17 protein-coding genes and 2 pseudogenes are annotated in these 21,868 nt (G+C 68.2%); 6 read left to right on the forward strand and 13 right to left on the reverse strand.

Annotation, left to right across the window (positions count from 1 at the left end; genetic code table 11):
- Positions 1 to 202 precede the first annotated feature (202 nt).
- The 4 genes from E1288_RS42255 to E1288_RS42270 form a co-directional block, all read right to left on the reverse strand.
- Entirely contained in the window at positions 203 to 1,492 is a 1,290-nt protein-coding gene (locus tag E1288_RS42255; protein ID WP_132494375.1) for a flavin monoamine oxidase family protein, read from the reverse strand.
- 77 nt (positions 1,493 to 1,569) lie between these two features.
- A complete protein-coding gene (locus E1288_RS42260) occupies positions 1,570 to 2,844 on the reverse strand; it encodes an NAD(P)/FAD-dependent oxidoreductase (RefSeq protein WP_235884196.1) in 1,275 nt (424 codons plus the stop codon).
- Positions 2,845 to 3,346: 502 nt separating this feature from the next.
- Positions 3,347 to 4,648, reverse strand: a complete 1,302-nt coding sequence (locus E1288_RS42265; RefSeq protein ID WP_132494377.1) for a glycosyltransferase — start codon at positions 4,646 to 4,648, stop codon at positions 3,347 to 3,349.
- 418 nt (positions 4,649 to 5,066) lie between these two features.
- Positions 5,067 to 5,660, reverse strand: a complete 594-nt coding sequence (locus tag E1288_RS42270) for a DUF4232 domain-containing protein (protein WP_132494379.1) — start codon at positions 5,658 to 5,660, stop codon at positions 5,067 to 5,069.
- A 423-nt stretch (positions 5,661 to 6,083) separates the two neighbouring features.
- Between E1288_RS42270 and E1288_RS42275 the strand changes: the two genes are divergently transcribed.
- Entirely contained in the window at positions 6,084 to 8,000 is a 1,917-nt protein-coding gene (locus E1288_RS42275) for an FAD-dependent monooxygenase (protein WP_132494381.1), read from the forward strand.
- A gap of 31 nt (positions 8,001 to 8,031) precedes the next feature.
- On the opposite strand, the gene E1288_RS42280 is transcribed toward E1288_RS42275, so the two are convergent.
- The 6 genes from E1288_RS42280 to E1288_RS42310 form a co-directional block, all read right to left on the reverse strand.
- Positions 8,032 to 9,189: a glycosyltransferase gene (locus tag E1288_RS42280; protein WP_235884197.1), complete on the reverse strand. Its 1,158-nt coding sequence runs from the start codon at positions 9,187 to 9,189 to the stop codon at positions 8,032 to 8,034.
- Between the two features lie 141 nt (positions 9,190 to 9,330).
- The gene (locus E1288_RS42285) at positions 9,331 to 10,320 is read right to left on the reverse strand and encodes a glycerophosphodiester phosphodiesterase family protein (protein ID WP_132494383.1); all 990 of its coding nucleotides are present in this window, start codon (positions 10,318 to 10,320) and stop codon (positions 9,331 to 9,333) included.
- A gap of 187 nt (positions 10,321 to 10,507) precedes the next feature.
- Positions 10,508 to 11,152, reverse strand: a complete 645-nt coding sequence (locus E1288_RS42290; RefSeq protein WP_132494385.1) for a GyrI-like domain-containing protein — start codon at positions 11,150 to 11,152, stop codon at positions 10,508 to 10,510.
- Positions 11,153 to 11,193: 41 nt separating this feature from the next.
- Positions 11,194 to 12,054 (reverse strand): arginase family protein, encoded by an 861-nt coding sequence (locus tag E1288_RS42295; RefSeq protein WP_132494387.1) that lies wholly within the window; start codon positions 12,052 to 12,054, stop codon positions 11,194 to 11,196.
- Between the two features lie 277 nt (positions 12,055 to 12,331).
- Positions 12,332 to 13,081: an alpha/beta hydrolase gene (locus E1288_RS42305; RefSeq protein ID WP_132494391.1), complete on the reverse strand. Its 750-nt coding sequence runs from the start codon at positions 13,079 to 13,081 to the stop codon at positions 12,332 to 12,334.
- A gap of 38 nt (positions 13,082 to 13,119) precedes the next feature.
- Complete coding sequence (locus E1288_RS42310) at positions 13,120 to 14,439, reverse strand: M20 family metallo-hydrolase (protein ID WP_132494393.1); 1,320 nt, start codon at positions 14,437 to 14,439, stop codon at positions 13,120 to 13,122.
- Between the two features lie 134 nt (positions 14,440 to 14,573).
- Between E1288_RS42310 and E1288_RS42315 the strand changes: the two genes are divergently transcribed.
- Positions 14,574 to 15,623 (forward strand): LacI family DNA-binding transcriptional regulator, encoded by a 1,050-nt coding sequence (locus E1288_RS42315; RefSeq protein ID WP_132494395.1) that lies wholly within the window; start codon positions 14,574 to 14,576, stop codon positions 15,621 to 15,623.
- Positions 15,624 to 15,955: 332 nt separating this feature from the next.
- On the opposite strand, the gene E1288_RS42320 is transcribed toward E1288_RS42315, so the two are convergent.
- Complete coding sequence (locus tag E1288_RS42320) at positions 15,956 to 16,858, reverse strand: S1 family peptidase (RefSeq protein WP_132494396.1); 903 nt, start codon at positions 16,856 to 16,858, stop codon at positions 15,956 to 15,958.
- Positions 16,859 to 17,323: 465 nt separating this feature from the next.
- A pseudogene (locus E1288_RS50605) lies at positions 17,324 to 17,470 on the reverse strand (IS5/IS1182 family transposase); the annotation flags it as partial.
- A 432-nt stretch (positions 17,471 to 17,902) separates the two neighbouring features.
- On the opposite strand from E1288_RS50605, the gene E1288_RS42325 reads away from it, so the two are divergent.
- The 4 genes and pseudogenes from E1288_RS42325 (at position 17,903) to E1288_RS42335 (ending at position 20,682) form a co-directional block, all read left to right on the forward strand.
- A complete protein-coding gene (locus E1288_RS42325; RefSeq protein WP_408014314.1) occupies positions 17,903 to 18,574 on the forward strand; it encodes a response regulator transcription factor in 672 nt (223 codons plus the stop codon).
- A gap of 167 nt (positions 18,575 to 18,741) precedes the next feature.
- Positions 18,742 to 19,506, forward strand: a pseudogene (locus E1288_RS49445) (histidine kinase dimerization/phospho-acceptor domain-containing protein); the annotation flags it as partial.
- Positions 19,507 to 19,732: 226 nt separating this feature from the next.
- Entirely contained in the window at positions 19,733 to 20,086 is a 354-nt protein-coding gene (locus tag E1288_RS49450; RefSeq protein ID WP_235884199.1) for a sensor histidine kinase, read from the forward strand.
- Positions 20,087 to 20,277: 191 nt separating this feature from the next.
- Complete coding sequence (locus tag E1288_RS42335) at positions 20,278 to 20,682, forward strand: hypothetical protein (protein WP_132494400.1); 405 nt, start codon at positions 20,278 to 20,280, stop codon at positions 20,680 to 20,682.
- Between the two features lie 228 nt (positions 20,683 to 20,910).
- On the opposite strand, the gene E1288_RS42340 is transcribed toward E1288_RS42335, so the two are convergent.
- Positions 20,911 to 21,393, reverse strand: a complete 483-nt coding sequence (locus tag E1288_RS42340) for a cytidine deaminase family protein (RefSeq protein ID WP_207954870.1) — start codon at positions 21,391 to 21,393, stop codon at positions 20,911 to 20,913.
- Positions 21,394 to 21,868: the final 475 nt, after the last annotated feature.

Genomic DNA, 21,868 nt, shown 5'->3' on the forward strand with positions numbered 1-21,868 from the left:
CGACATCCCCGCCGACCTGCTCGCCGACCAACTCGCCGCCATGGGCGACGGCTGGATGATGATGTACCCCTTCGAACCCCAGAGGTTCACCCCGAAACGACTCCAGGCCCTCACCGACGCCGCCCTCACCTTGATCGCCCCCGCCCCGAGCACACCCGGCTCGTAACCCGCGAACTCCTCGCGGTGGCGGGCCATCGCGCGATCAGTCGCCGTCGGCCAGTGCGCGAGCGATGTCCCTGGCCGCCTTGGCGCCGGTCGCGATGGCGCCGTCGATGCCGCCGACGCCGACGGCCGCGATGTCACCACCGGCGAAGTGGATGCGCCCGTGAGGCTCGCGCATCAGCGGCGCGGCCCGGGTCAGGTTCCCCGGCCGGTGGTGAACCCACGTGCCTTGCGAGAACTCGTCGCCGACCCAGTCGTGGGCCGCGGTAGCCACCACTTCGATGTCGGGGACGAAGATCCGCAGGGCCTGCTGCACCGCCTCCCGGTCCTCGGCGCTGATCGTCGAGGCGTCGGAGCAGAAGCACACGATGAGCGTGTCGCCGTCGTGGCGGCTTTCCGTCTTGGCCGTGTTGATGGGGTGCTTGCCGACCGGGGCGTTGGCGGCGAAGGGTTCGATCTCGCCCTTGGCCCGCGCCCAGATCTTGGTCGTCTTCATCGGATTCCCCTGGTCGATCATGGTGCGCACGGGCTGCGCGACCGGAGGCGTGATGGTCACGTCGTTCAGGGTGTTGAGCGGGAGCGCGACGACGGCGTGCCGTGCTCGGATGCGCTCGCCGTCGCGGGTCGTCACGACGACCCCGGCTCCGTCGTCCTCGATCGCCGTCACCGGCGTCGACAGGCGCAGCTCGGCCTTCGAATCGCCGGTGATCGCGTCGAGCAGGCGCTTGGTCCCGCCCTCGATCGGCCAGTGACCGGCCGTCTCGATGAACGCGCCCCAATCGCCGAAATTGGCCGCGACCCACAAGAGGAACTGCGCCATGCCCTGCTCGCTGTAGGAGTGGACCAGCGACGACAACGCGCCGTCGAGCACGTCGCGGTCCCATGTGGACAGATCCAGCGAGTCGAGCCGGTCCCCGATCGTCTCCTGCTCGATCGCACTGGTATCGCCGGCTGCGACGTCGAACGGCCGGGGAAACCGCTCCCGCGCGTCGGCCACGAACTGAGCGAGCAACGGACCTCCGAAACCGGTGTACTCGAGCGGGGTTCCGGAGTGCACGACACCGTCGGCGAGCCAGTAGATCTTCTCGATCTCCAGCGGCGTGGACAGGCCGATGTCGTAACGCTCCAGCTCGCGCCAGACGTTCGGCTGGGTCCAGTGCGCGTACGCGCCGCCGAACTCCACCGAGCGACCGAAGGCTTCACCCGAGAAGGTCCGGCCACCGATCCTGTCGCGCGCTTCCAGATGGATCACCGAGCAGCCCTCGACACTGAGGTCCCGGGCCGCGATCACGCCGGCGAACCCGGCGCCGATCACCGCAACGTCATACATGTCACGAACTCCTGTCGTGAGTGCTTAGAGGTCGTTTCAGCCCTTGCGGCCGTGGAGGCGGTCCGACATCCGGTCGATCATCCACATGGCACGAAAGGCCAGCGGGTTGGAGATGGGCGTGGGCGCGAACCGCGGCTGTGCTCGCCATACGGCGCTGAGGTCGTCGTGCAGTTCGTCGCCGGCGAGCCGGTCGGCGAGCAGCGTGCCGAGGTAGGGCGCGCCTGGGCGAGGCCGTGGCCGTTGCAGCCGATGGCGTAGAAGACGTTCCCCGTCGCTTCGCCGGCGACGGGCAGCCAGGGCGACGTCATCGCGATCCACCCGCCCCACGTCCGGTCCAGCGCGACGTCGCGAAGCGACGGGAACCGGGAGCGGAAGCCGCGGGCGAGGTCCGCGACGGCCGCCGGGTCCGGGCCACGGGTCTCCAGCGCTCCCCGCCCCACCTGGAGCCGGCGAACACCGAAGACGATCGTGTTGCGCGGCGTGAGGCGGTAGCTCTCCATGATGTTGTGCTTGGTCGCGATGCCGGCACGACTCGTCCAGCCGGTCGCTTCCAGGCGTGCGGGCTCGATCGGCTCCGTTTCGACCATGCGAACCCAGATGGGCGTGGCCAGCCGCTTCGGGGCGATCGCGAGGTCGCGGGAGTAGGCGTTGGTGGCGAGCACGACCCGGTCGGCACGGACGCGGCCTCCCGGCACGCTGACGATGACTCCCGCACGGGTGGGCTCCACAGCTCGTACGGGAGTGCGCTCGAAAACCCTTGCACCCGACGCAAGAAGCGCCTGACGAACCCCGCGCGCGAACTTCCCCGGGTTCATCAGTCCTCCGAGGGGCTCGAGGAGTCCGCCGAGGAACGCATCCGGGAGACCGAGATCGCGGCCGTCGCCGAACTCGGCGTCCGCCCCCGCCTTCTGGAGTATCTGCGCGATTCGCCGCACCTTCTGGAGCTGTCCCTTGGAGACCGCGGCCCCTACGTTGCCGGTCGGCTCGTAGTCGCAGTCGATCTCGAGCCGCCCGAGCAGTTCCTCCGTGAAGCCGACTGATCCCTGCGCGAAGCGGACGATGTCGCGAAGCCGGTGCGGGTGCAGCGCGCCCAGGAGCTGGGGATCACCGGCCGGCGAAGCCGACAGCTGGCCGGCGTTGCGGGAGCTCGCCCCGAAGCCGCAGAACTCGGCTTCGAGCAAGACGACGTCGGCGCCTCGTTCGGCCAGCCGCAACGCGGTGGCCATGCCGGCGTACCCGCCACCGACGACGGCGACATCGCAGGTGAGCTCACCCTCGAGCGCCGGCACGACTTCCGCGGGGGGATCGATCCAACCGCTGAACGACGAGTAGGTGATTCCATCGACGGTCACATCGCACCTCTTCTGCTGTTGGGCCGACGCCGCCAGCGGCGTCGACCCGGGCGCGGAAGCCGAACGCTCCCGACTCAGCTGCCTCGGTCGCCGCCAGGATCTGCCCGCCGCAACGTCGTGCATGTTGGCCGCGAGCGCCAGACGACTGGGGGGACCATACCGAGCCCTCGAGATTTTACGCAACAGGCGTTATGAAAATCTGGCGGAAGGCGATCCCACCTGGCGAAGGCTCGATGCGAGGTCGGCGTCGGCAGACGGCGCGGATCTCGTCGTCGGCGATCCTGTCGGCACGCAGGGTGCGGATCTCGATCCAGACCAGGGCCCCGCGATGCGGGGACACAGCTCCCTGCGGGCTCCCCTACCCCGACGGGCGGGCTGCGATCGGACCGAACCGGGAAGCCACTATCCGCAGCTGAACACGCTGGTCACCCCGTGTCAGCCACACGCACGCGTTGCGGCGGCCCTCCTGGATGAGCAGCGCCCTCGGGGCCACTGCCGGGGATCATGCCGGTACCGGCGCGGCGCACGACTCGATCACGTCGCCGACGATCTTCTCCAGCTTCGGAAGGGCCATCATTCGCCGCCGCACCGCGGATACCGCAGCGCGGTACCGCGTTTCGGCGAGAACCTCGAAGATCGCGTCCCGGACCTGCGAAGGAGTTGCGGTGAACCGGTCGAGCAGCAGACCCATGCCGCGTGCGGCCATTTCTCTTCCGTTGAGCGGCTGGTCGGCGAACCACGGAAGCATCACCATCGGGGTTTCGGCCTCGATCGCTTCTCGTGATCCACCGAACCCGCAATGCGTGACGAACACGTTGGCGCGCCGGAGCACGAGCGTTTGCGGCGCGTATTCCACCACGCGGATATGGCGAGGCTGCGGGAGGTACTGGGAGACGTTGCCGCGTCCGACCGCGACGATCACCGCGCCGTCGAAACCCGCCAGGGATTCGAGAACGGTGCGGTTCGCCCGGTGGAAACCGGCCGCCATGCCGGGCGCGCAGTTTCCGGAACTCCCGAGCATCACGTAAACCAAGGGCGTGTCGTGCGGCAGCTCACGCACCCAGCGCGGGAGCTCTTCGCGGGCCTGCCTGGGGTTCTCGTGCCGGTAGGGCTGGACAGTGGGAATGGGTAGGTCTGCGAGGAAGAGTTCCTGCGGCGCGGGGGTGAGCACCGCGTGGTCCAGGCTGCTTGGCGTCCGGGGTTCGGGGCCGAGGCCGAGTGCCGAGCGGTGTTCGGTCAGCCTCGGGCGGATGTTATCGGCGTGGTGATCCCAGACGTTGCGCAGCAGGCCGTTGTCGGCGGAAAGGTTCCGGATTCCCATCGACTGCGCCAGAAGCGGTCCCGCCCACTCCGCGCAGTCGTTGACGGCGACGTCGGGAGCCCAGTGCCTCGTGTGTTCCAGCAGGTCCTCGAACATCGGCAGCACGCACTGTCCGGCCAGGACCTCGCCGTAGAGCACCCGGCAGAAAGCTTTGTTGCCATCCCGGGCCAAGGCCGACGTCAGCCGCCGCTCGATGTCCGGGTCCGTGGCCCAGTCGAGCCCGGCCGGCAGGTGGGGGATGCCGTACGACCTGGTCACGAGGCGCTCCAGCGACGCCGCTGTCGCCAGCCGCACGTCGTGCCCGCGCCTGAGCAGCGCTCGTGCCAACGGTTCGTGCGGCCGGATGTGGGCCGGTAGGGCCAGTGACGTGAACAGGATTCTGAGCGGTCTCGCCGCGACCGCCCGCGATCCGGAGCCGACCGTTCCCGGCAGCGGATCGGCCCCGTCAGCGATGGATGACGGATTCCCGTCTGCCGAGTTCATGCGTTATCAGCGCAGAACACGCACTGTCCTTCCGTGTGGGTTCGCCACCAGGACCTGGCCGCGATCGACGCGATGCATCTGCGAGCATTCCTACCGGCCTCGGAGGATTGGCGGGTACCCGCGGACCGTGGTGCTGCCTGAATGCTCAGGAGTCTTGCCTCTTCGGTCCTCGCTCGGGAGAACTGTGCCGTAGAGCGAAGGCGCTCAACTGCATTCCGGTGATCGTCTATCCACATAAGACACACAGATCATCATGAAACAGGTTTACAAGACCACACGGCCTGACATGCGCGCATCAGTGACTACTGCGCCCCGCCGGTTCAAAACGCTCGGCCGGGACACCCCAGCCGAGCGTTCTGCCACGCGACTCTTCAACACCAATCCGCTGCGGTGTTGCGGCTCCCCAGATCCATCGCCGTCAGCCCAGCTCTTCCGGGGTGGACACCAGCGAGCTGACCCGCAGGTGCTTCGCGGCGAATCGCATCTCGCCGTCGCCGACGACGTTGACCGGCTGGGCCTCGGACATGTCCGGCAGCGAGGACTGGAACCCGGTGAGGACATTAGCGTTCGGGTCGTTGCTGTCGGCCAGGATCATGCCGATGCCGGCGTACGCGCTCTCGCCGGGCTGGAGGGTGAATTCCTCAGGCGCGTCGGGAAGCCGCACCTCCTCGACGGGCAGTTCCTCGATCGGCGAGCCGCTCATGTCCAGGCCCTGGAGGTTGGGCACGCCGCCGTTGATCGTGCAGGTCTTGTCCGACTGGTTCCCGTACGACACGATGAAACTGCCGGGCTCGCCCTCCACAGGTGTCGCAGAGATGAGGAAATCGGCTTCCGAGCAGTTCGACGTGCCAATGTCCCCGCCGCCCCCGCCCGAGGCCGGACCGGCATTGACCGCGCCGCGCTCGGGCGCCGGCGAGGGCTGGAGTGCGGTGGCGGCTCCGCAGCCGGTGATCAGCAGTGCTCCACCCAGAATGCCGGTGATGGCCGTCGTCATACGGTAGCGCTTGAGCATCGTGCTCCCCTTTTTCTCAGGCGTGTCAACGGTTTCTCACCGCCTTGTCACCACGAAAGACGCCCCATGCCCACCGAGGTTGCGCCCGCCGCGCGGATTCGAGCAACGTTGCCCGAAAGGGCACCAAACCCCTGATCGACTTGACTCGGAGAGACCGCGAGAGACCTTCCCGGTATCCGCTTGAGAGCGCGGGACACCTCATGTGCCGCGGTACAGCGTCGCTCTTCTCAGGAGCTCGTGAACGGCGCACACATGTCGATTCGTGGAGCCCACGGCTGTTGGCCGTTCTTCATAGCAGAACTGACTTTCCGTCAGGGCGTCGCTGCCGCACGATGGAACGCGCTACCCGGTAGTCCGCGGCAAGGCTCGGCAGCCCACGCCCTGACGGCCCAGGGTGGACCGAGGCCCAGAGGAGCAAGACCAGTGCAGTTCTATCTCGACGGCTACAAGCCCGGAGACCCGTTCGTCGCGGACCCCCACCCGTCCCTGGCCGACCGTCCAGGCGGCCTGCCGGACACGGCCGATGTTCTGATCATCGGCTGCGGTCCGGCCGGACTGGTCCTAGCGGCCCAGCTCGCCGAGTTCCCCGAGATCCACACCGTGATCGTCGACCGGCGGGACGGGCCGCTCGAGGTCGGCCAAGCCGACGGCGTGGCGTGCCGCACGGTGGAGATGTTCGAGGCGTTCGGCCTGGCCGACCAGCTCATCCACGAGGGCTACCAGGTCAACGAAGTGACCTTCTGGCGACCGGATCCCCAGGACGGCACCTCCATCGTCCGAACTGGACGCATCGACGACGTCGAGGACGGCATCTCCGAGATGCCGCACATGATCGTCAACCAGGCGCGGATGCTGGCCTACCTGCGCGACCACATGCGCCGCTCCGCCTCCCGCGCCGAACCCATCTACGGGCTGCACGCCACCGACGTGCGGATCGACACCGACGACGACGAACACCCGGTCACGGTCACACTGCAGCACGTCAAGGACTTCCAGCCGACCGGAGAAAGCTCGACCATCCGCGCCCGGTACGTCGTCGGTTGCGACGGCTCGCGCAGCGGCACCCGGGAAGCCATCGGCCGCCGCCTCAAGGGCGACACGGCCAACCAATCATGGGGCGTGCTGGACGTCCTCGCCGTCACTGATTTCCCCGACATCCGGCTCAAGTCCGCCATCCACTCCGAGCAGGGCAGCATCCTGGTCATCCCACGCGAAGGCGGTTACCTGGTCCGGCTCTACATCGAGCTCGACAACGACCGTGACGCCGAGATGCTCCGCGAGCGCAGCGTGACCCCGGAGAAACTCGCCGCAGTCGCCGGCCGGATCCTGCACCCCTACACCCTCGAGGTGAAGCACGTCGGGTGGTGGGCGGTCTACGAGATCGGCCAGCGCCTCTGCGATCGCTTCGACGACGTCCCCGACGCCAAGACCGACACCCGCCAGCCACGCGTCTTCATCGCCGGCGACGCCTGCCACACCCACAGCGCGAAGGCCGGGCAGGGCATGAACGTCTCGATGGCCGACGCCTGGAACCTCGGGTGGAAGCTCGGCACCGTGCTCCGCGGGACCTCGCGGCCCGAGGTGCTGCGCACCTACTCGGCGGAACGGCAGAAGGTCGCCCAGCAGCTCATCGACTTCGACCGCGAATTCGCTGCGCTGTTCAGCACCCGACCGGACAGCGACAAGGACGCCGACCCGGCGCGGTTCCAGCACTACTTCCGCGAGCAGGGTCGGTTCACCGCCGGGGTCGCGGTCCGCTACGAGCCCTCGGTCCTCACCGCGACACCGATCCACCAGCACCTGGCGGAGGGCTTCCCGATCGGGATGCGGTTCCACTCCGCGCCGGTCATCCGGCTGGCCGACGCGAAGCCGATGCACCTCGGCCACGCAGCCCGGGCCGACGGCGCCTGGCGCCTCTACGCGTTCGCCGACCGGGCCCATCCCGGCGGCCCCGATTCCCGGCTGCGGGAACTGGCCGGGTTCCTGGCCTCGGAAGGCTCACCGATCGCCCGGTTCACCCCGCCCGGCGCCGACCCCGACTCGGTGATCGACGTCCGGGCCGTCCTCCAGCAGGGACATCGCGACGTCGCCGTCGACGACCTGCCCCCGGTCCTCCTCCCCCGCAAGGGATCGTTCGAGCTCATCGACTACGAGAAGGTCTTCTGCCCCGATCCGGCCACCGACATCTTCGATCTGCGCGGCCTGGATCGGGACCACGGAGCCCTCGTGGTCGTCCGACCGGACCAGTACGTCGCGAACGTCCTCCCCCTCGACGCCCACGACGAGCTCGTCGACTTCCTCGGCAGCGTGCTGGTCGAGGTCGGGACGCCGACCTGCTAACGCAGATGTCAAGCCAACAGAGCGGTCACCCTCAGCCAGCGATGGGGCCCTGGGTGATTTCCTTGATGACATCGGCAGGGCTGGGACGAGCCTCGTTCTCCGCGGCAGCGGCCTGGGCCCGATCGCGGAAGGTGCCCTCCCCCAACGCCCGCCGTACCGCGGGGAAGATCTCATCCCCGCTGTCAACGGTGATCGCCGCTCCGGCAGCAGCAGCCCGGGCGGCATTGATCGGCTGATCGGCGCCCTGCGGCCACAGCACCATGGGAAGACCGTGTGCCAGGGCCCCGAGGACCGTCCCAGAACCGCCGGCACCGACGACAAGATCCGCTCGGTCGAGAAGCTGACCGAGCGGCACGAACGGTACGAAGTGCACCTCGACGCCATCGGGTCGTCGGCTCGGCCGGGAGCCGTCATCGCCTGCGGCCGGGTTCCTCATCGACGAGCCCACAGTGGCGATCACGTTGACCTCGTGGCCCGCCATCGCCCCTACGGTCGTGTCGAGCACGTCCGGGTCGGAGAAGATCGTGCCCAGGGTGACCAGCACCGTGGGCTTGGCCGGGTCCGCGAAGGCCGGCACTTCGAATGCCATGTCGCGGGGGCGTCGGTGGGCTTGCGTACGCAACGACAGCACGGCAACACGGCTCGACCACTCGGGATCCTGCAGTTGCGGTGGGCACGGGTCGATGTAGCCCAGCGGCTCAACGGAGTCCAGCCCGGCGTCCCGATAGCGCGAAGCCGCGGCGCGCTCGATCTCGGTGATCACGGCGGGCGTCGCGGGGCCGATACCGACCTGGTACCAGGGAATGCCGAGATCGGCTGCGACCATCGGACCGATCGCATCGAACATCTCGGCCACGATCAGGTCGGGCGCCCACTCGCGGCCAAGACTGATCGTTTCATCGCCGCCGAGGTCCACGCGGGAGCCGCCGAAGATCTCCCCGATGAGTTCGGGCCCCGGGTGGAAAGGGTCTGCGCCGGTGCGGCGGGCAGCGTCCTCGGAGAACTCCATCGGCATAGCACCCACGGCGAGGAACTCCACCTCGGCGGCGAGCTCCGGACCGACCTCATCCCGCACACCGGCGCTGGTCGCCAGCGCAACGGTATGCCCCGCCTCGACCGCGGCCCGCATCAACGGCCCCAACGGCAGAACATGGCCGTACGCGGGGGTTGCACTGAACAATATGCGCACAAAACCAACCTACACAGCAGTTCTGCCGCTCGAGTCCGCATCGAAGTCGAGAGGGCCTGGGACCGCGGATCGCCCAGCTCCTCGGCGTGCTGCCACCCCGTGACTCGTGCCTGCCGGCCTGGTAGAACCCCGCCTTCCGCTTCAGCGGTCGATCAGCGGCGCCACCTCGGCGACCCGGTTGGTCCAGACGTAGCCCGTGAAGCCATCGGGAATCCGCGCCAGCGACTCCTGCGTGTCGAATCCCTCGGAGAACCCGCCAGATCCGGCCACCAGGACGACGCGGCTGCCCGCGGACTCCATGCGGCTCACGAACTTCGACGGCCATGCCCACAGCCAAGGCGCGTAGGACTCCGGGATGTGCAGTTCGGTGTTCGCGCAGGCGTCCGGAACGATCCCGGTCCACCCGATCGCCTCGTACCGCAGAAGGCAGTCGGCCATGCTGCCCTTCGACGCGGTACGGACCTGCGGCAGCCGATCCCGGACGGCCCGCACCGGCGCATCACCACCGTAGACGGCGATGTTGGCCAGCCGAGCCGCGTCCAGCTCGGACAGCCGCTGGGCCAGCGCGGCGCCCTCGGCCGCATCCTCGCTCTTGACGTGGATCAGCAGCGGCTCATGGGGGAACGCCGACAGCACCTCGTCCAGCGACGGCATGAGCCCGACACCGCGCCCCCGGAACGGGAAGGTCCGCCCGCCGTCCGCCGTGTAGCCGTAGCCGATGTCGAGCGCCTTCAGCTCGGCCATCGTGATGTCCCGGGTGGTGCCGGACCCGTCGGTGCGGCAGTCCACCTCCCAGTCGTGGAAGACCGCGAACTGCCCGTCGCTGGTGATGTGCACGTCGAGTTCGACCAGGTCAGCCCCGGAGTCGAACGCCGCGCGCATGCCGACGATCGTGTTCTCGAGGAACCCGTGCACCGGAGGATCGATCCGCTCAGCGGTGCACGTGTCGTTCTCCACGCCGGCGGTGCTGAACGTCTGCGCGACACCGCGATGTGCCAGCAGCTTCGGAGATTCCCCGCCGACCTCGGCGAACAGCTGGGTGTTGTTGGCGAAGGCGAATGCAGCGAGGAGAACGACGACCGCGCCGAGGATGTACCGCTTCTTCCGCCACCGCGGACGTGCTTCGGGCATGCCGCATTCTGCCGCGAGTCCGGAAACCGGCTCAAACCGGTTTCCGCACCCACACCGGTCAGCGGACCAACGCCTCGCCTGGGTGCGGCGCGGGTCTGGACGACCGAGGTGATGGCGTTGTTCACCACAGCTCCGTCATCTCTCGTGAACATCTGCGAGCGCGCAGATCGCCAACTGCCGCTGAAACTCATCGGTGCCGGACATCCGCAGCGTTCGCGGAACGCACCCGTTGCCTGAGGATGGTGCGCTGCTTCTCGGGTGCGACCTTGCGGAAGTCGCTCAGATAGATCTCGTGGTGCTTGCCGACCATGCACAACCCGTGGCTGGGGATGAACTCGTCATGCAGTTGCGCAAGCACGTCCGCCTCGTCGTCGAAGGAACCGATGTGCAGCGTCTGCACGCACCGCCCCTCGGACAGAGCCTCCAGCCGGACGTCGTCGAGACGCGCTGGCCGGTTCTTCGTCCCGGCCTGCTCGACGGCGGTGGCGAACATGGCCTGGTCGATCCAGCCGGGGACCATGAGCATCATCGTCCAGTCCCACTGCGACTTGTCACGAGCGGCCGTGAAGGAGTCCATGTCCTCGGCCCACCACAGGCCTTCCAGCGGCGGGACCACGTAGTCGCGGCCGAGACCCTGCTTGCTGGCGAACTTCAGCTTGTAGGCAACCGGGTAGAGCGCTTCGACCGCCTCGGCGAAAGCGGGCGAGGTGTTGGGATCGCCGTGGCCGTCGACCATGAGGTACTGCATGTCAGGCACGTCCACGAACCGGAACCGGCCACGTTGTGCTCGGTAGGAGTCGAGGGTCTTCTTGAAGTCGATCTTGTCGGTCATCAGGCACCTGGGCTCACCTGGCGAGCCACTGCCTTTCTGCCTCATGCTCCAGCGCGGTTTGCGTTCAAGGGACGCTCAACGGCTTGAAGAACTGGTTCTAGCGCATCGATGAGGGGCGCTACAGGCGCGGCATCTGCAGGCGATTCGAACTCGCCGATTTCGACACCGATGATTTCGCTCTCGGCCAGTACCTCGGCTGCCTGGTGCAGTTGCGCGAGGCTCAGCCCACCCGGCACGAGGTAGTCGGTCGGCACGGTGCCGGGTTCGAGCACGTCGCAGTCTAGGTGCACGTACACCGGCCGACCGCCGATCGCGCGTCGCAGTTCCTCCGGCAGGCCGGGCCCGACTTCGACGAGTTCGATGTCGCCGCGATCGATCAGGTGCTGCTCCGGCGGGTCGATGTCACGTGCTCCGACGAGGATGGTGTTCTGCGGCAGCAGGCCGCTCCCGAGACCGGAGTCCCACAGGCCGAGCGGACCGCTGAGCGCCAGACCCCCCAGGTAACCGGTCTCAGAGGTTTGCGGTGTGTTGATGTCCGCGTGAGCGTCGAACCACACGACCACGGCATCGGGTCGGTGAGCAGCGATCCTCGGCAAGGTGGCCAGAGCGACCGCGCAGCGGCTCAGCGCGGTCACCGGTACGCCGCCGTCACCGAGTAGCTGCTCGTACCGCTGGGACATCTCTTGCAGAGCCGGGAGCGCGGCTGCGAGCTCCTCTTTCCATCCCACCGACAGTGCCGGCTGCGGCTGGCCGATGACGACCGGCTCGGCACCGAAACGAGCAGCGAAGCTTGCCGCCACCAGTCGTGAGCCAACCATCGCTCGGTCGTTGTGGTCGCCGGCGCGACCAGCGAAGTGCGTGAGCGCAGGCGCGGCGCCAAGGGCACGATCGGTCACGGTCATCCGACTCCTTCAGGGAGATCAGCAAGAACTACTGACATGACAGTATGGGCCGCCGATGCGGAGGCGCAATCGATATGAAGCGGGCCTTGGACGAGGCACCAGCCCGCCGGAGAAGCGCGGAAACGTTGCGGTGGAGGGATCTTCACGAAGGCGGATCCCCGCGTACTCAACCGCAACCGGACCGGGCCGCACACCGGAGGTCCACAGAGGCCACCTGTCCGGGGCGGAAACCAATTGGATGTTCCCGCCATTCGGCGTGGCTCGCGACCCCTTGGCGTTACAGGCGCGGAGGCACCACACGCACCTTCGCGGTCGCTCCCGGCAGGGGTCGCTGGCCAGTCAGTACGAGCAACCCGTTCTGATCGCCGTACAGTTCGTAGCGGTAGAAGGCGACCGCGTAGGCGGTGAGCGCGTCGCGCTGCTGGGCTGGAGCCAGTTCCTGGGCGGGGCAGGTGCTGTCATCCTCGCCGAATTCGAACGGCGGCGTCCAGCTCGTGTTGTAGTAGTTGTGGTTCGCGTTGAGCAGCGAAACCGAGTAGGCCGTCACGGTGTTGCGCCCTGCGAGGTCGTCCAAGTACTGCTGGCCCACTTCGCCGACCGCGCCATCACAACCGCTGGTGACCACCGTGAACGGCAGTGTGGTGATGAGCGTGTCGCTGTGATCGCCCTCCGGATGGTCGAAGTTGACCGGCGCGAGTCCCAGGACCGCGCCGATTCGCACACCGGCCGGCCATTCGCCACGGTGCTTGTCCGATGCCTGCCACATGACGCCTTTGCCGCCGCGTGAATGTCCCAGGGTGCCGACGCGAGTCATGTCGACGTGGCCGGTGAACTCCGGCGTTACCGGCTGTCCGGTGTCCGGGGCGACAAGCCGTCCGGCCAGCGGCCCAGCCCCGCTTGTTGCCAACTGCTGCCACATCCGCAGGTGCTCGTTGACCAGTCGGGCTCTGTCACCGTAATCAAAAGAGGTCTGGTTGATGTGATTCTGCGGCGGGCGTTGATCACGGCCGCTGTCCCTGCACACCATGCGATGGCCGCCTCCTGGCGGCACGGTTTCGCCTACCGTCAACGCTCGGCGGTTGTCCCTGTCAGCAGACTCCCGGTTTCTTCACCGGTCGGCCCGAAGTCGTTGTCCACAGTGGCTTCTTGATCCATTCGCGCCAGGCCGGCCGCCAGCAGGTGCACGCCAGTGGCGATCTGGTCGGAGTCGGTCCATTCCTCGGGGCAGTGGCTGCGACCGTCGCGGGAGGGCACGAAGATCATCCCTGCCGGGCAGCGCGCAGCCAGATGTGCGGCATCGTGGCCGGCGCCGCTCGGCATCGCCATCCACGAGAGGCCGAGTTCGTCGGCGGCGGCCGAGGTCAGATTCTGCACGGACGGATTCGTCGGGACGACCGGGTTGTCCACGGTCCAGTCGATCAGCACTTCGACGCCGTTCTCGGCGCTTTCTCGAGCGATCTCCTCGACGATCCGCCGGCGAACACCGGACAGCCAGACCTGGTCCTCGCTGCGGAACTCGGCCGCCAGGCGCGTCCGGCCCGGGACCACGTTCTCCGCACCTGGTTCGACCCGCAGGTCACCGCAGGTGGCGACCGCATCACCAGGCGCCGCACACCCCTCGCGCTCGACGGTCAGCACCGTCCTCGCGGCCGCGACCAACGCGTCCCGCCGATCATCCATCCGCCTGGTCCCCGCGTGATCGGATCGGCCGACGAAGGTGGCGAGAAAGCGCTCGATACCGACGATCGCGGTGACGATCCCGATGCCGATGCCCCGTTGTTCCAGCGTCGGCCCCTGCTCGATGTGCAGTTCGAGGTAGCCGTGCAGCGGCCGCGTTGCCCAGGTGGGCGTGAGCATCCCGTCGGGGTCCAGCCCGAAGGCCGTCGCCACGTCGCCGAGCCGGTTGCCGGCCGCGTCCACCCGGTCCAGGTTCTCCGCCGTGAGCACCCCGGTCGCCGCCTGGCTGCCAAGGCAGCTACCGCTGTAGGGGTTGGACTCCTCGCCGAGGAAGTCGACGACGAGGAGATCGTGGTCGAGCCGGGTCCCCGTTTCCCGCAGTCGCCGCGCGACCTCGATGCCGCCGAGCACTCCCACGATCCCGTCGAACCGCCCACCTCCCTGGACGGTGTCCGTGTGCGAGCCGGTGACCAGCGGAGCGCCACCGTGCCGGCCCGGAAGCCGGCCGACGATGTTGCCCGCGGGGTCGACGGAGACCTCCAGCCCGGCATCGCGCATCCGGCTGCGCACCCAATGCCGGGCCGCCCGGTACGGCTCGCTGAAAACCCGGCGCGTCCAGCCTTCCGAATCCGGCTCGCTCAGCCGCGCGAGATCGTGCAGATCGGACCACAGCCGTTCGTGGTCGGGCGCCAGCAGTTCGACGTTCACTCGATCACCTCCGGTGCGCGTCCGGTCAGAACGAGCTCATCACCAACCGGCTACCCAAACGTTTGCCCCAAACGTTTGGGTGACTATGCTGGTCTTATCCACCAGGCGTCAAGAGGCTGGGTAGAGTTCCTCCGATGTCGACGCAAGACGCCCCTCGCGGAGCGCCGCTCGAGCCGCGCCGCCCCGCGACGTTGCGTGCCATCGCAGAGGCCGTCGGAAGCCACTCCTCGACGGTCTCCCGCGTGCTCAACGGAACTGCGCAGGAGCGGCGCGCGGCAGCCTCGCCCGAACTCGCCGAGCGGATCCGCCAGATCGCCGAGGAGCTCGACTACCGGCCCAATCCGCACGCGGCCAGCTTGCGCACCCGGCGGAGCGGCTTGATCGGCGTGCTCGTCCCACGTCTGTCGGACCTCGTGCTCGCCATGGTCTACGAGGGGATCCACGCCGCAGCAGCAGATGTCGGCCTGTCGACGTTCGTGACCAACACCGACGACCTCGCGCAGCGGCAGCGAACCGCAGCCGAGGTGATGCTCGCCCGCCGTGTTGACGGGATGATCTTCGGCGACGCCCACCTCGACAGCGCGTTCCTCACCGAGTTCGCCGCTCGAGGCGTCCCGTTCGTGCTGGTCAACAGGTGGTCGGGCAGCTTCCCGGCCGCGACCTGCGACGACTACCTCGGCGGCCGGCTGGTCGCGGAGCACTTCCTGGACCGCGGCTTCGAACGCGCTGCGGTCTTGGCCGGGCCAAAGTTCGCGAGCACGGCCCGCGACCGCACGGCCGGATACGTCGACCGCTACCGCGAAGAGGGCATCGAGGTGCCCGGGAATCGGATCGTCCAGGCGGGGCTGGATGTCGAGGAGGGCCACCAGGGCGCCGATGAACTGCTCGCCCACGGCCCGGCGCCGGACGCGATCTTCGCCGTCAACGATTTCGCCGCGATCGGCGCGATCGGGGCCCTGCGCGACCACGGCATCCGCGCCGGCGAAGACCTGGCGGTCGCCGGCTACCACGACACCCCGCTGGCCGCCGAACTGCCCATCCCGCTGACCTCGGTGCGGACTCCCGTGAAGCAGATGGGCAAGGCCGCAGTCGACATGCTCGCGCAAGCCATGGCCGGGGAGACACCGGAATCCGTGCGCCTCCCACCGACCCTGGTGATCAGAGCCTCCACCAACCAAGGCTGAGCGCAGGTTCGCAGATCAGCGCGACTCGCCGGAGCTTCACGAGAACCGGGCCAATCCGGGCGAGTTTCCTGCCGGCGTGCGACGTTCCGCGAGTTCGGTGGTGGGCTTTGAACCTGTGCCGCCTTTACCCGGACAGTCCACAAGAGACGGACCAGCTAGAACCGAGGAACTCCAGACCAAATCGGTGCATCTGGGCGTCGGTCGGCGAGTGCGGAGACGGCTGCCGTCCCGCAGCTGCCGCGCCTCGTTGGCACGACAGCTGCGGGATGGCGAGGGAGCCCACGATGGAGATGCGACCTCGGAGCCGAGGGTGTCCGCCGCAGGCGATGGATTCACCGGTGGCGCGGCGTCCCCGGCGGGAGCGACGGCTTGCCAGAAGGCACGTCGGAGCCTCCGCCGGAAGACTTGCCGGGCACCTCAGACGAACCGCCAGAACCGTCAGAACTCATGGTCTGGTTGATCCAGTCAGCGTGCGCCACGACGTTGCTGTAGATGCCCGGCTTCTCCGCGCAATTCTCGGCCATGCCGCGGCTGGTCGCTCCGACCAGTGCAAGATCGCTGCCGTCTTGCACCACGGCCGGGCCACCGGAGTCGCCGTAGCAGGCGTTCACCTTGCCCGCCTGATTGTCGATGCACAGCTCCCGTGCCGAATCGAACCCGTCCTGCGAGCTGCTGCAGTTCGCCGGGGCGAGCGTCTTGGTGTCCAGCTCCTTCAACTTCACCGGAGGCTCGCCGCACTTGGGCGTCCCGCACGTCTGGCCCCAGCCGAGCAGCTGCAGCGCGGTGTCGGCCTCCGGTGAAGTGGTAGCGATCTTGATCGGCTGCTCCTGCACCGGTTTCGACAGGTGGACCAGGGCCAGGTCGTAGCCGGCGGAGACGTCGCTGCCGGCCTGTTTCTGCTTCGACTTGGGGTGGGCCACGAACTTGTCCGGCTTGACCACCTCACCACCGCTGGTGCGGTCGGTCGTCCCGATCCGGTACTGGACGTTGCCGGGCTGCTGCCCGTCCACGCAATGCGCGGCGGTGACCAGCCACTGCTTGTCGACCAGCGAGGCGCCGCAGTGGTGCTTGCCGTCGGTGGACTGCATGGACGCCATGAAGCCGTAGGTCTGAGTCGCTTGGCTCCCGCCGATGACCAAGGGCGCAGCCACGGCGGTCGTCGCCGCAAGCGCCAGGCTGGCCAGGATCGTCACGGCGACCGCAAGAGCGCCTCGGACCAGAGAACCTCGGGGCATGTTCTCTCTCCTCCTATCCCCAGCTGGCGTCCCGGGGGATGAACAACGCCAGGAGCTGGGGGTTCGTGTGCAATTTCCGGGCGATACTGCCTGTCACGACGACTAATGGCGTTACCCCGAATGGGGGGTTCACCGCGGGTGTTCTCTCGGCTATCGAGAGTACAAAGGGACACCCGTTGAACGCGGCGCCTCATGTGAATGCGGCGCCGCATGCGCCGTGACGGGTTCACGAGACCGATGAACACGGATGGGACTCGAAACCGACCGGCGGACCGCATTCCGGTCCCACTGCGAGCCGGACGCTCCCTTCACCGCCCACAACCCGGGGCAGCCCAGTCGCCCCGCCGGGAAGCGCATTGGGTCAGGCACAACGCCGTGCGGCCCGCGCAAGCCCTGACCGCGGTCGGCGAGCGATCCCGACCCACCAGCCCTGCCAGGAACACCGCCGCCTCGACGTGGATGTCGAAGGATCTCGGCGTGGGTCCGCAGCGCGGTGGTGTCGCGTTCGCCGGGCGGCACTTCGGAAGTCCACGGTGGCTAGTCATCCGGCGTGGCGAGGACCTGGATGTTCCCGCCGCGGTGGGCGTGCTTGCCCGATCACCAGAGGTCCGCACCGAGGTGCGACCGGGATGCGGCACCGGCCGGTTGCGATCAGTCGTGCGCGGTGGACTTGCTGATCGCGTTGTCGCAGGCCAATTGCGCCACGCGGGTGTTGTCGAGGAACCAGCGCAGGATCAGGACCGCTTGCTCGAACGGACTCGGCACTCGGCCACCGGACGGGTGCTGCGAGACGTCGTTCAGGACAGGCAGAAACAGCGCCGTCTGGTCGTGTACGGGCAGCGCTGCGGTGTGTGTGACACTCAGTTGGATGCGGGACCTCCAATGAAGTTGATCTCGGAAGGACCCTCTTCATGCCGGGGTTCCGCGTCTTCGTGCTGTACCGCACCACCCTTCGGCGCGTTCTCGGTCACCGCTACCAACGTCGCGGCTGGTTACCCGGAAAGGCTCAGTGTGGTATCCGAACCCGGAACGAATCTGCTCATCGTGGACGACGAACCCACGGTGCGAGAACTCCTGGCCGCCACACTGCGATTCGCCGGCTTTGCGGTGACCTCCGCCGCCAGTGGCGACGAAGGGCTGAAGCAGGCACAGCTCAGCACCCCGGATCTGGTGCTGCTGGACGTGATGCTGCCGGACATGGACGGCTTCGAGGTGATCCGGCGACTCCGGAAGCAGACCGGCACGGGCGTTCCGGTGCCGGTGCTGTTCCTCAGCGCCCGCGACGATCCCGCGGACAAGATCAACGGGCTCAGCCTCGGCGGCGACGACTACATCACCAAGCCGTTCGACCCCGAGGAGCTGATCGCGCGGATCCACGCCGTGCTCCGGCGCTCCGGTGGCTCGGCGCCGCGCGACACGTTGCGGGTCGCGGACCTGGAACTCGACGTGGACGGACACCAGGTGGTGCGCGCCGACACCCCGATCCGGTTGTCGCCGACCGAGTTCCGCCTGCTGCGCTACCTGATGCTCAACGCGGGCCGGGTGGTGTCCAAGCGGCAGATCCTCGACCAGGTCTGGGAGTACGACTTCGGCGGCGATCCCAGCATCGTCGACACCTACATCAGCTACCTGCGCCGCAAGATCGACAAAGCCGGCCCCAAACTGCTGCACACGGTGCACGGCGTCGGCTACGTGCTCCGCGAGCCGCGGGCATGACGAATCGGCGGCGGTTGCGCGGCCTGTCGTTGCGCGCTCGGGTGCTGCTGATCGCGAGCCTGCTGCTCGCCGTCGGGCTGGCCGTGGGCAGTGCGGTCGTGACCGGTTTTCTGCACGGCTACCTGATCAGCCGGATCGATGCGCAACTCCGCCCGATGGCGACGGGCATGGCGCAGCAGGTGCGGTCCCCCGAGTCGTTCGCGACGACGATCCCGGTCGGCGAGGGCGGCGGATTCTGGGACAACTACGCCGCGTTCCTGGATCCGGACGGCGGGCTGATCGTGGAGCAGCGCCCCCAGGGGCGGCCCAGTCCGGCCGATCCCGCAGTGCCGCACCTGGACGTCGCCGCGGTCGACGCTCGTGGCGGTCGCCCGTTCGACGTGCCCAGCGAGGAGGGTTCGGGCAGCTGGCGGGTACTCGCCCTGCCCTCGACCAACTTCGCGGTCGGCGACGGAGGTTCCAGCGTGCGGATCCGCCGCGAGACGGTGGTGGTGGCGGCTTCGTTGGACGGGGTGCAGGCGACCATCACGCGGTTGAACGCCATCTCGCTGGCCACCGGTGCCGGTCTGCTGGTCGTGCTCACCGTGGTGGGGTCGTTCGCCATCCGGGGCGGGTTGCGACCGCTGCGGCGCATCGAGCGGACCCTGGCAGGCGTCGCCGACGGCGACCTCAGCCAGCGCGTGCCCGGACTGGCCGCGCCGAGCACCGAGATCGGCCGCTTGTCCGATGCGCTGAACAGCATGCTCGCGCAGAACGAGGCCGCATTCGCGGCCAAGGAGCGGTCCGAGTCCAGGATGCGGCGGTTCGTCGCCGACGCGAGCCACGAGCTGCGCACCCCGCTGGTCGGGATCCGGGGATTCACCAAGCTGTTCCGGATGGGCGCGCTGACCGAGCAGGCGGACGTCGAGCGGACCATGGACCGCATCGAGCGCGAGTCGCTGCGATTGACCCGGCTCGTCGAGGACCTGCTGCTGCTCGCGCGGCTCGACGAGCAGCGCGATCCGACGGCCTCGTTGGAGCTGGCGCAGATGGACCTGCGCACCGTGGCCGCCGACGCGCTGCACGACGTGCGCGCTCGATCCGTCCCGGCCGGTCGAGCTGACCGGGCCGAACGGCGAAGCACCGGCCGCCGCACCCGCGTACGCCGACGAGGCCCGGATGCGGCAGGTGGTCACCAATCTCGTCGGCAATGCCGTCCGGCACACCCCGGAGGGCACGCGGATCCGCATCGGTGTCGGCACTGCGGACGGCCAGGCCGTTCTGGAGGTCGCCGACGTTGGCCCGGGGCTGACCGACGAACAGCAGGCGCGCGTGTTCGACCGGTTCTACCGCGCGGACGACTCGCGCAGCCGCACCGACGGCGGCGGCGCCGGACTCGGCCTGGCCATCGTGCACTCCCTGGTCACCGCGCACGGCGGAACGATTTCCCTGGATACGGCACCGGGAGCCGGAGCGACGTTCCGGGTGCTGCTGCCGCTCGTCGATGATGCGAGCTCCGACGCAGCTGAGTGAATCCCGGAAAATTCTGGGAGTTCCCTGAAAACCGGGCGGTGCTCTCCAGCGAAAACGAGCTCGTCTCTCCCCGCGAGCCCACGGATTCTCAGAGCTCTCCCAGATCTTCTCCGAGATCGCTCAAACGGGTTGGGCAGGCTGTGCTCATCCGGTCCTCGAGGACCGGCGCACACAACGCGAAAGGCAAAACCATGTCTGCCAAGAGCACGCGCCGTGTCGGCGTCATCGCCGGCCTCGCCCTGCTGCCCGCCCTCGTCTTCGGTGGGACCGCCGTTGCCACGTCCGCGGACGGCCAGGTCACGAAGAGCCACCCGAGCCAGACCCAGCAGGTGAAGCCGTCCGATGAGACGCACAACATCAGGGTCGAGGGCGAGGTCAGCAAGATCGAGAAGCGGGGCGACGTCGTGCGGGGCGAAGTGACCGTGTTCTCCGTCGTCGCGCACCCGGGCGGCCCGGAGCTGGAGTTCGTCCTGACCCCGGACACCGTTGTCGAGCTCGAAAACGGCGCTCCCGAGGTCGGTGAGAAGGTGACCGCCTCGGGCGAGGTGCAGCAGGACGGGAAGACCGTTTTCGCCGACCACATGGTCTTCCACTGACACGAGTTTCTCCTGCCGCGGCCGGTGGACGGGGTGGGGACCCGCCCACCGGCCGGGTAGTCCCTCGCGCGGTCGAGGCGCGCTTCCCCGGCGGTTCCCGGTACTTCCGCAAGGTCAACCGAACATCGCGAACGGACAACTGCCGCAGCGAGCGGCCGCCATCGGCTCGTGCGGTTGACCGACGGACAAGGCCGAATGCGAAGCGGCGCAGCCACCGCGGTGGTCATGTCAGGTTCGGTGCTCGCGTTCGTCGTAGCTCGACGCGTCGAAGGCGGCCGTGCCGGCTTCCGGGGTCCACCTCTGGAACAGCGGCAGCAAATCGGCCGCCACTACAGAACGCAACCCGTCCGGAGTGGGCACGACGACACGCATCGTCGGGTAGTAGTCCGCGAACACCTGCCGATCACGCCCGCACGGGCCCGTGACACCGCGCCCGTCGCTGCCGACCGCGACGATGCACTTCATCTGCCGCGCGCCCTGGGCCCGAGCCGCGCCGAGCGCGACCAGCTCGGCGCACGGACCGCCGGTGAAGTGGAAGAGGTTCACGCCGCTGAACATGCGGAAATCGGCCGCCAGCACAGCGGCGCCCATCGTGTGGATGCCGTCCTCGTCAGGACCGGAATCCGCGTTGGCGTCGATCGTTCGGCGGGCGAGCTCAACCAGTTCGAGTTCCGCCGCGTCGAGCGGTCGCGCCGAAGGCGGTACGTACATGCTGGATTCCCTCCTGACGGTCCGGACGCCACCCTCGTCGAGCGCATAGCCGACCGCAAGCGAAATTCGTGGTCCTGCCGAAGCGGAGTCGCGTCGGCAATAGCAGGCATCATCGCTCAGTTGGTCACACAACAGGCAGAAAGAAGGTCACGGGGTCGGTGCTCCCGCGAACACCGACACCGTGACCTGCACAAAGAACGTCGGACCGACAGGATTTGAACCTGCGACCGCTTGACCACCAGGAATGTCCCCAAGAGACACCGAACAGCGAGAACCGGGAAACCACAGGAAGAGCCGACGCAAACCGCTGCCGTTCAGCGCAGCGCAGCTCGGCCCAAGCCCACACATTCCTCGTCGGGTGGCCCGGGGGAATCGCACCCCCGGGCTCCCACGGAACGGAGCGTGACAGTCTCCCGTCACTCCGCTCTTCTCATCGCAATCCGGCGAACGTGCGCACCCATCGCCAGTGAGCGAA

Source organism: Saccharopolyspora elongata (genome assembly GCF_004348985.1).
Taxonomy (GTDB): Bacteria; Actinomycetota; Actinomycetes; order Mycobacteriales; family Pseudonocardiaceae; genus Saccharopolyspora; species Saccharopolyspora elongata.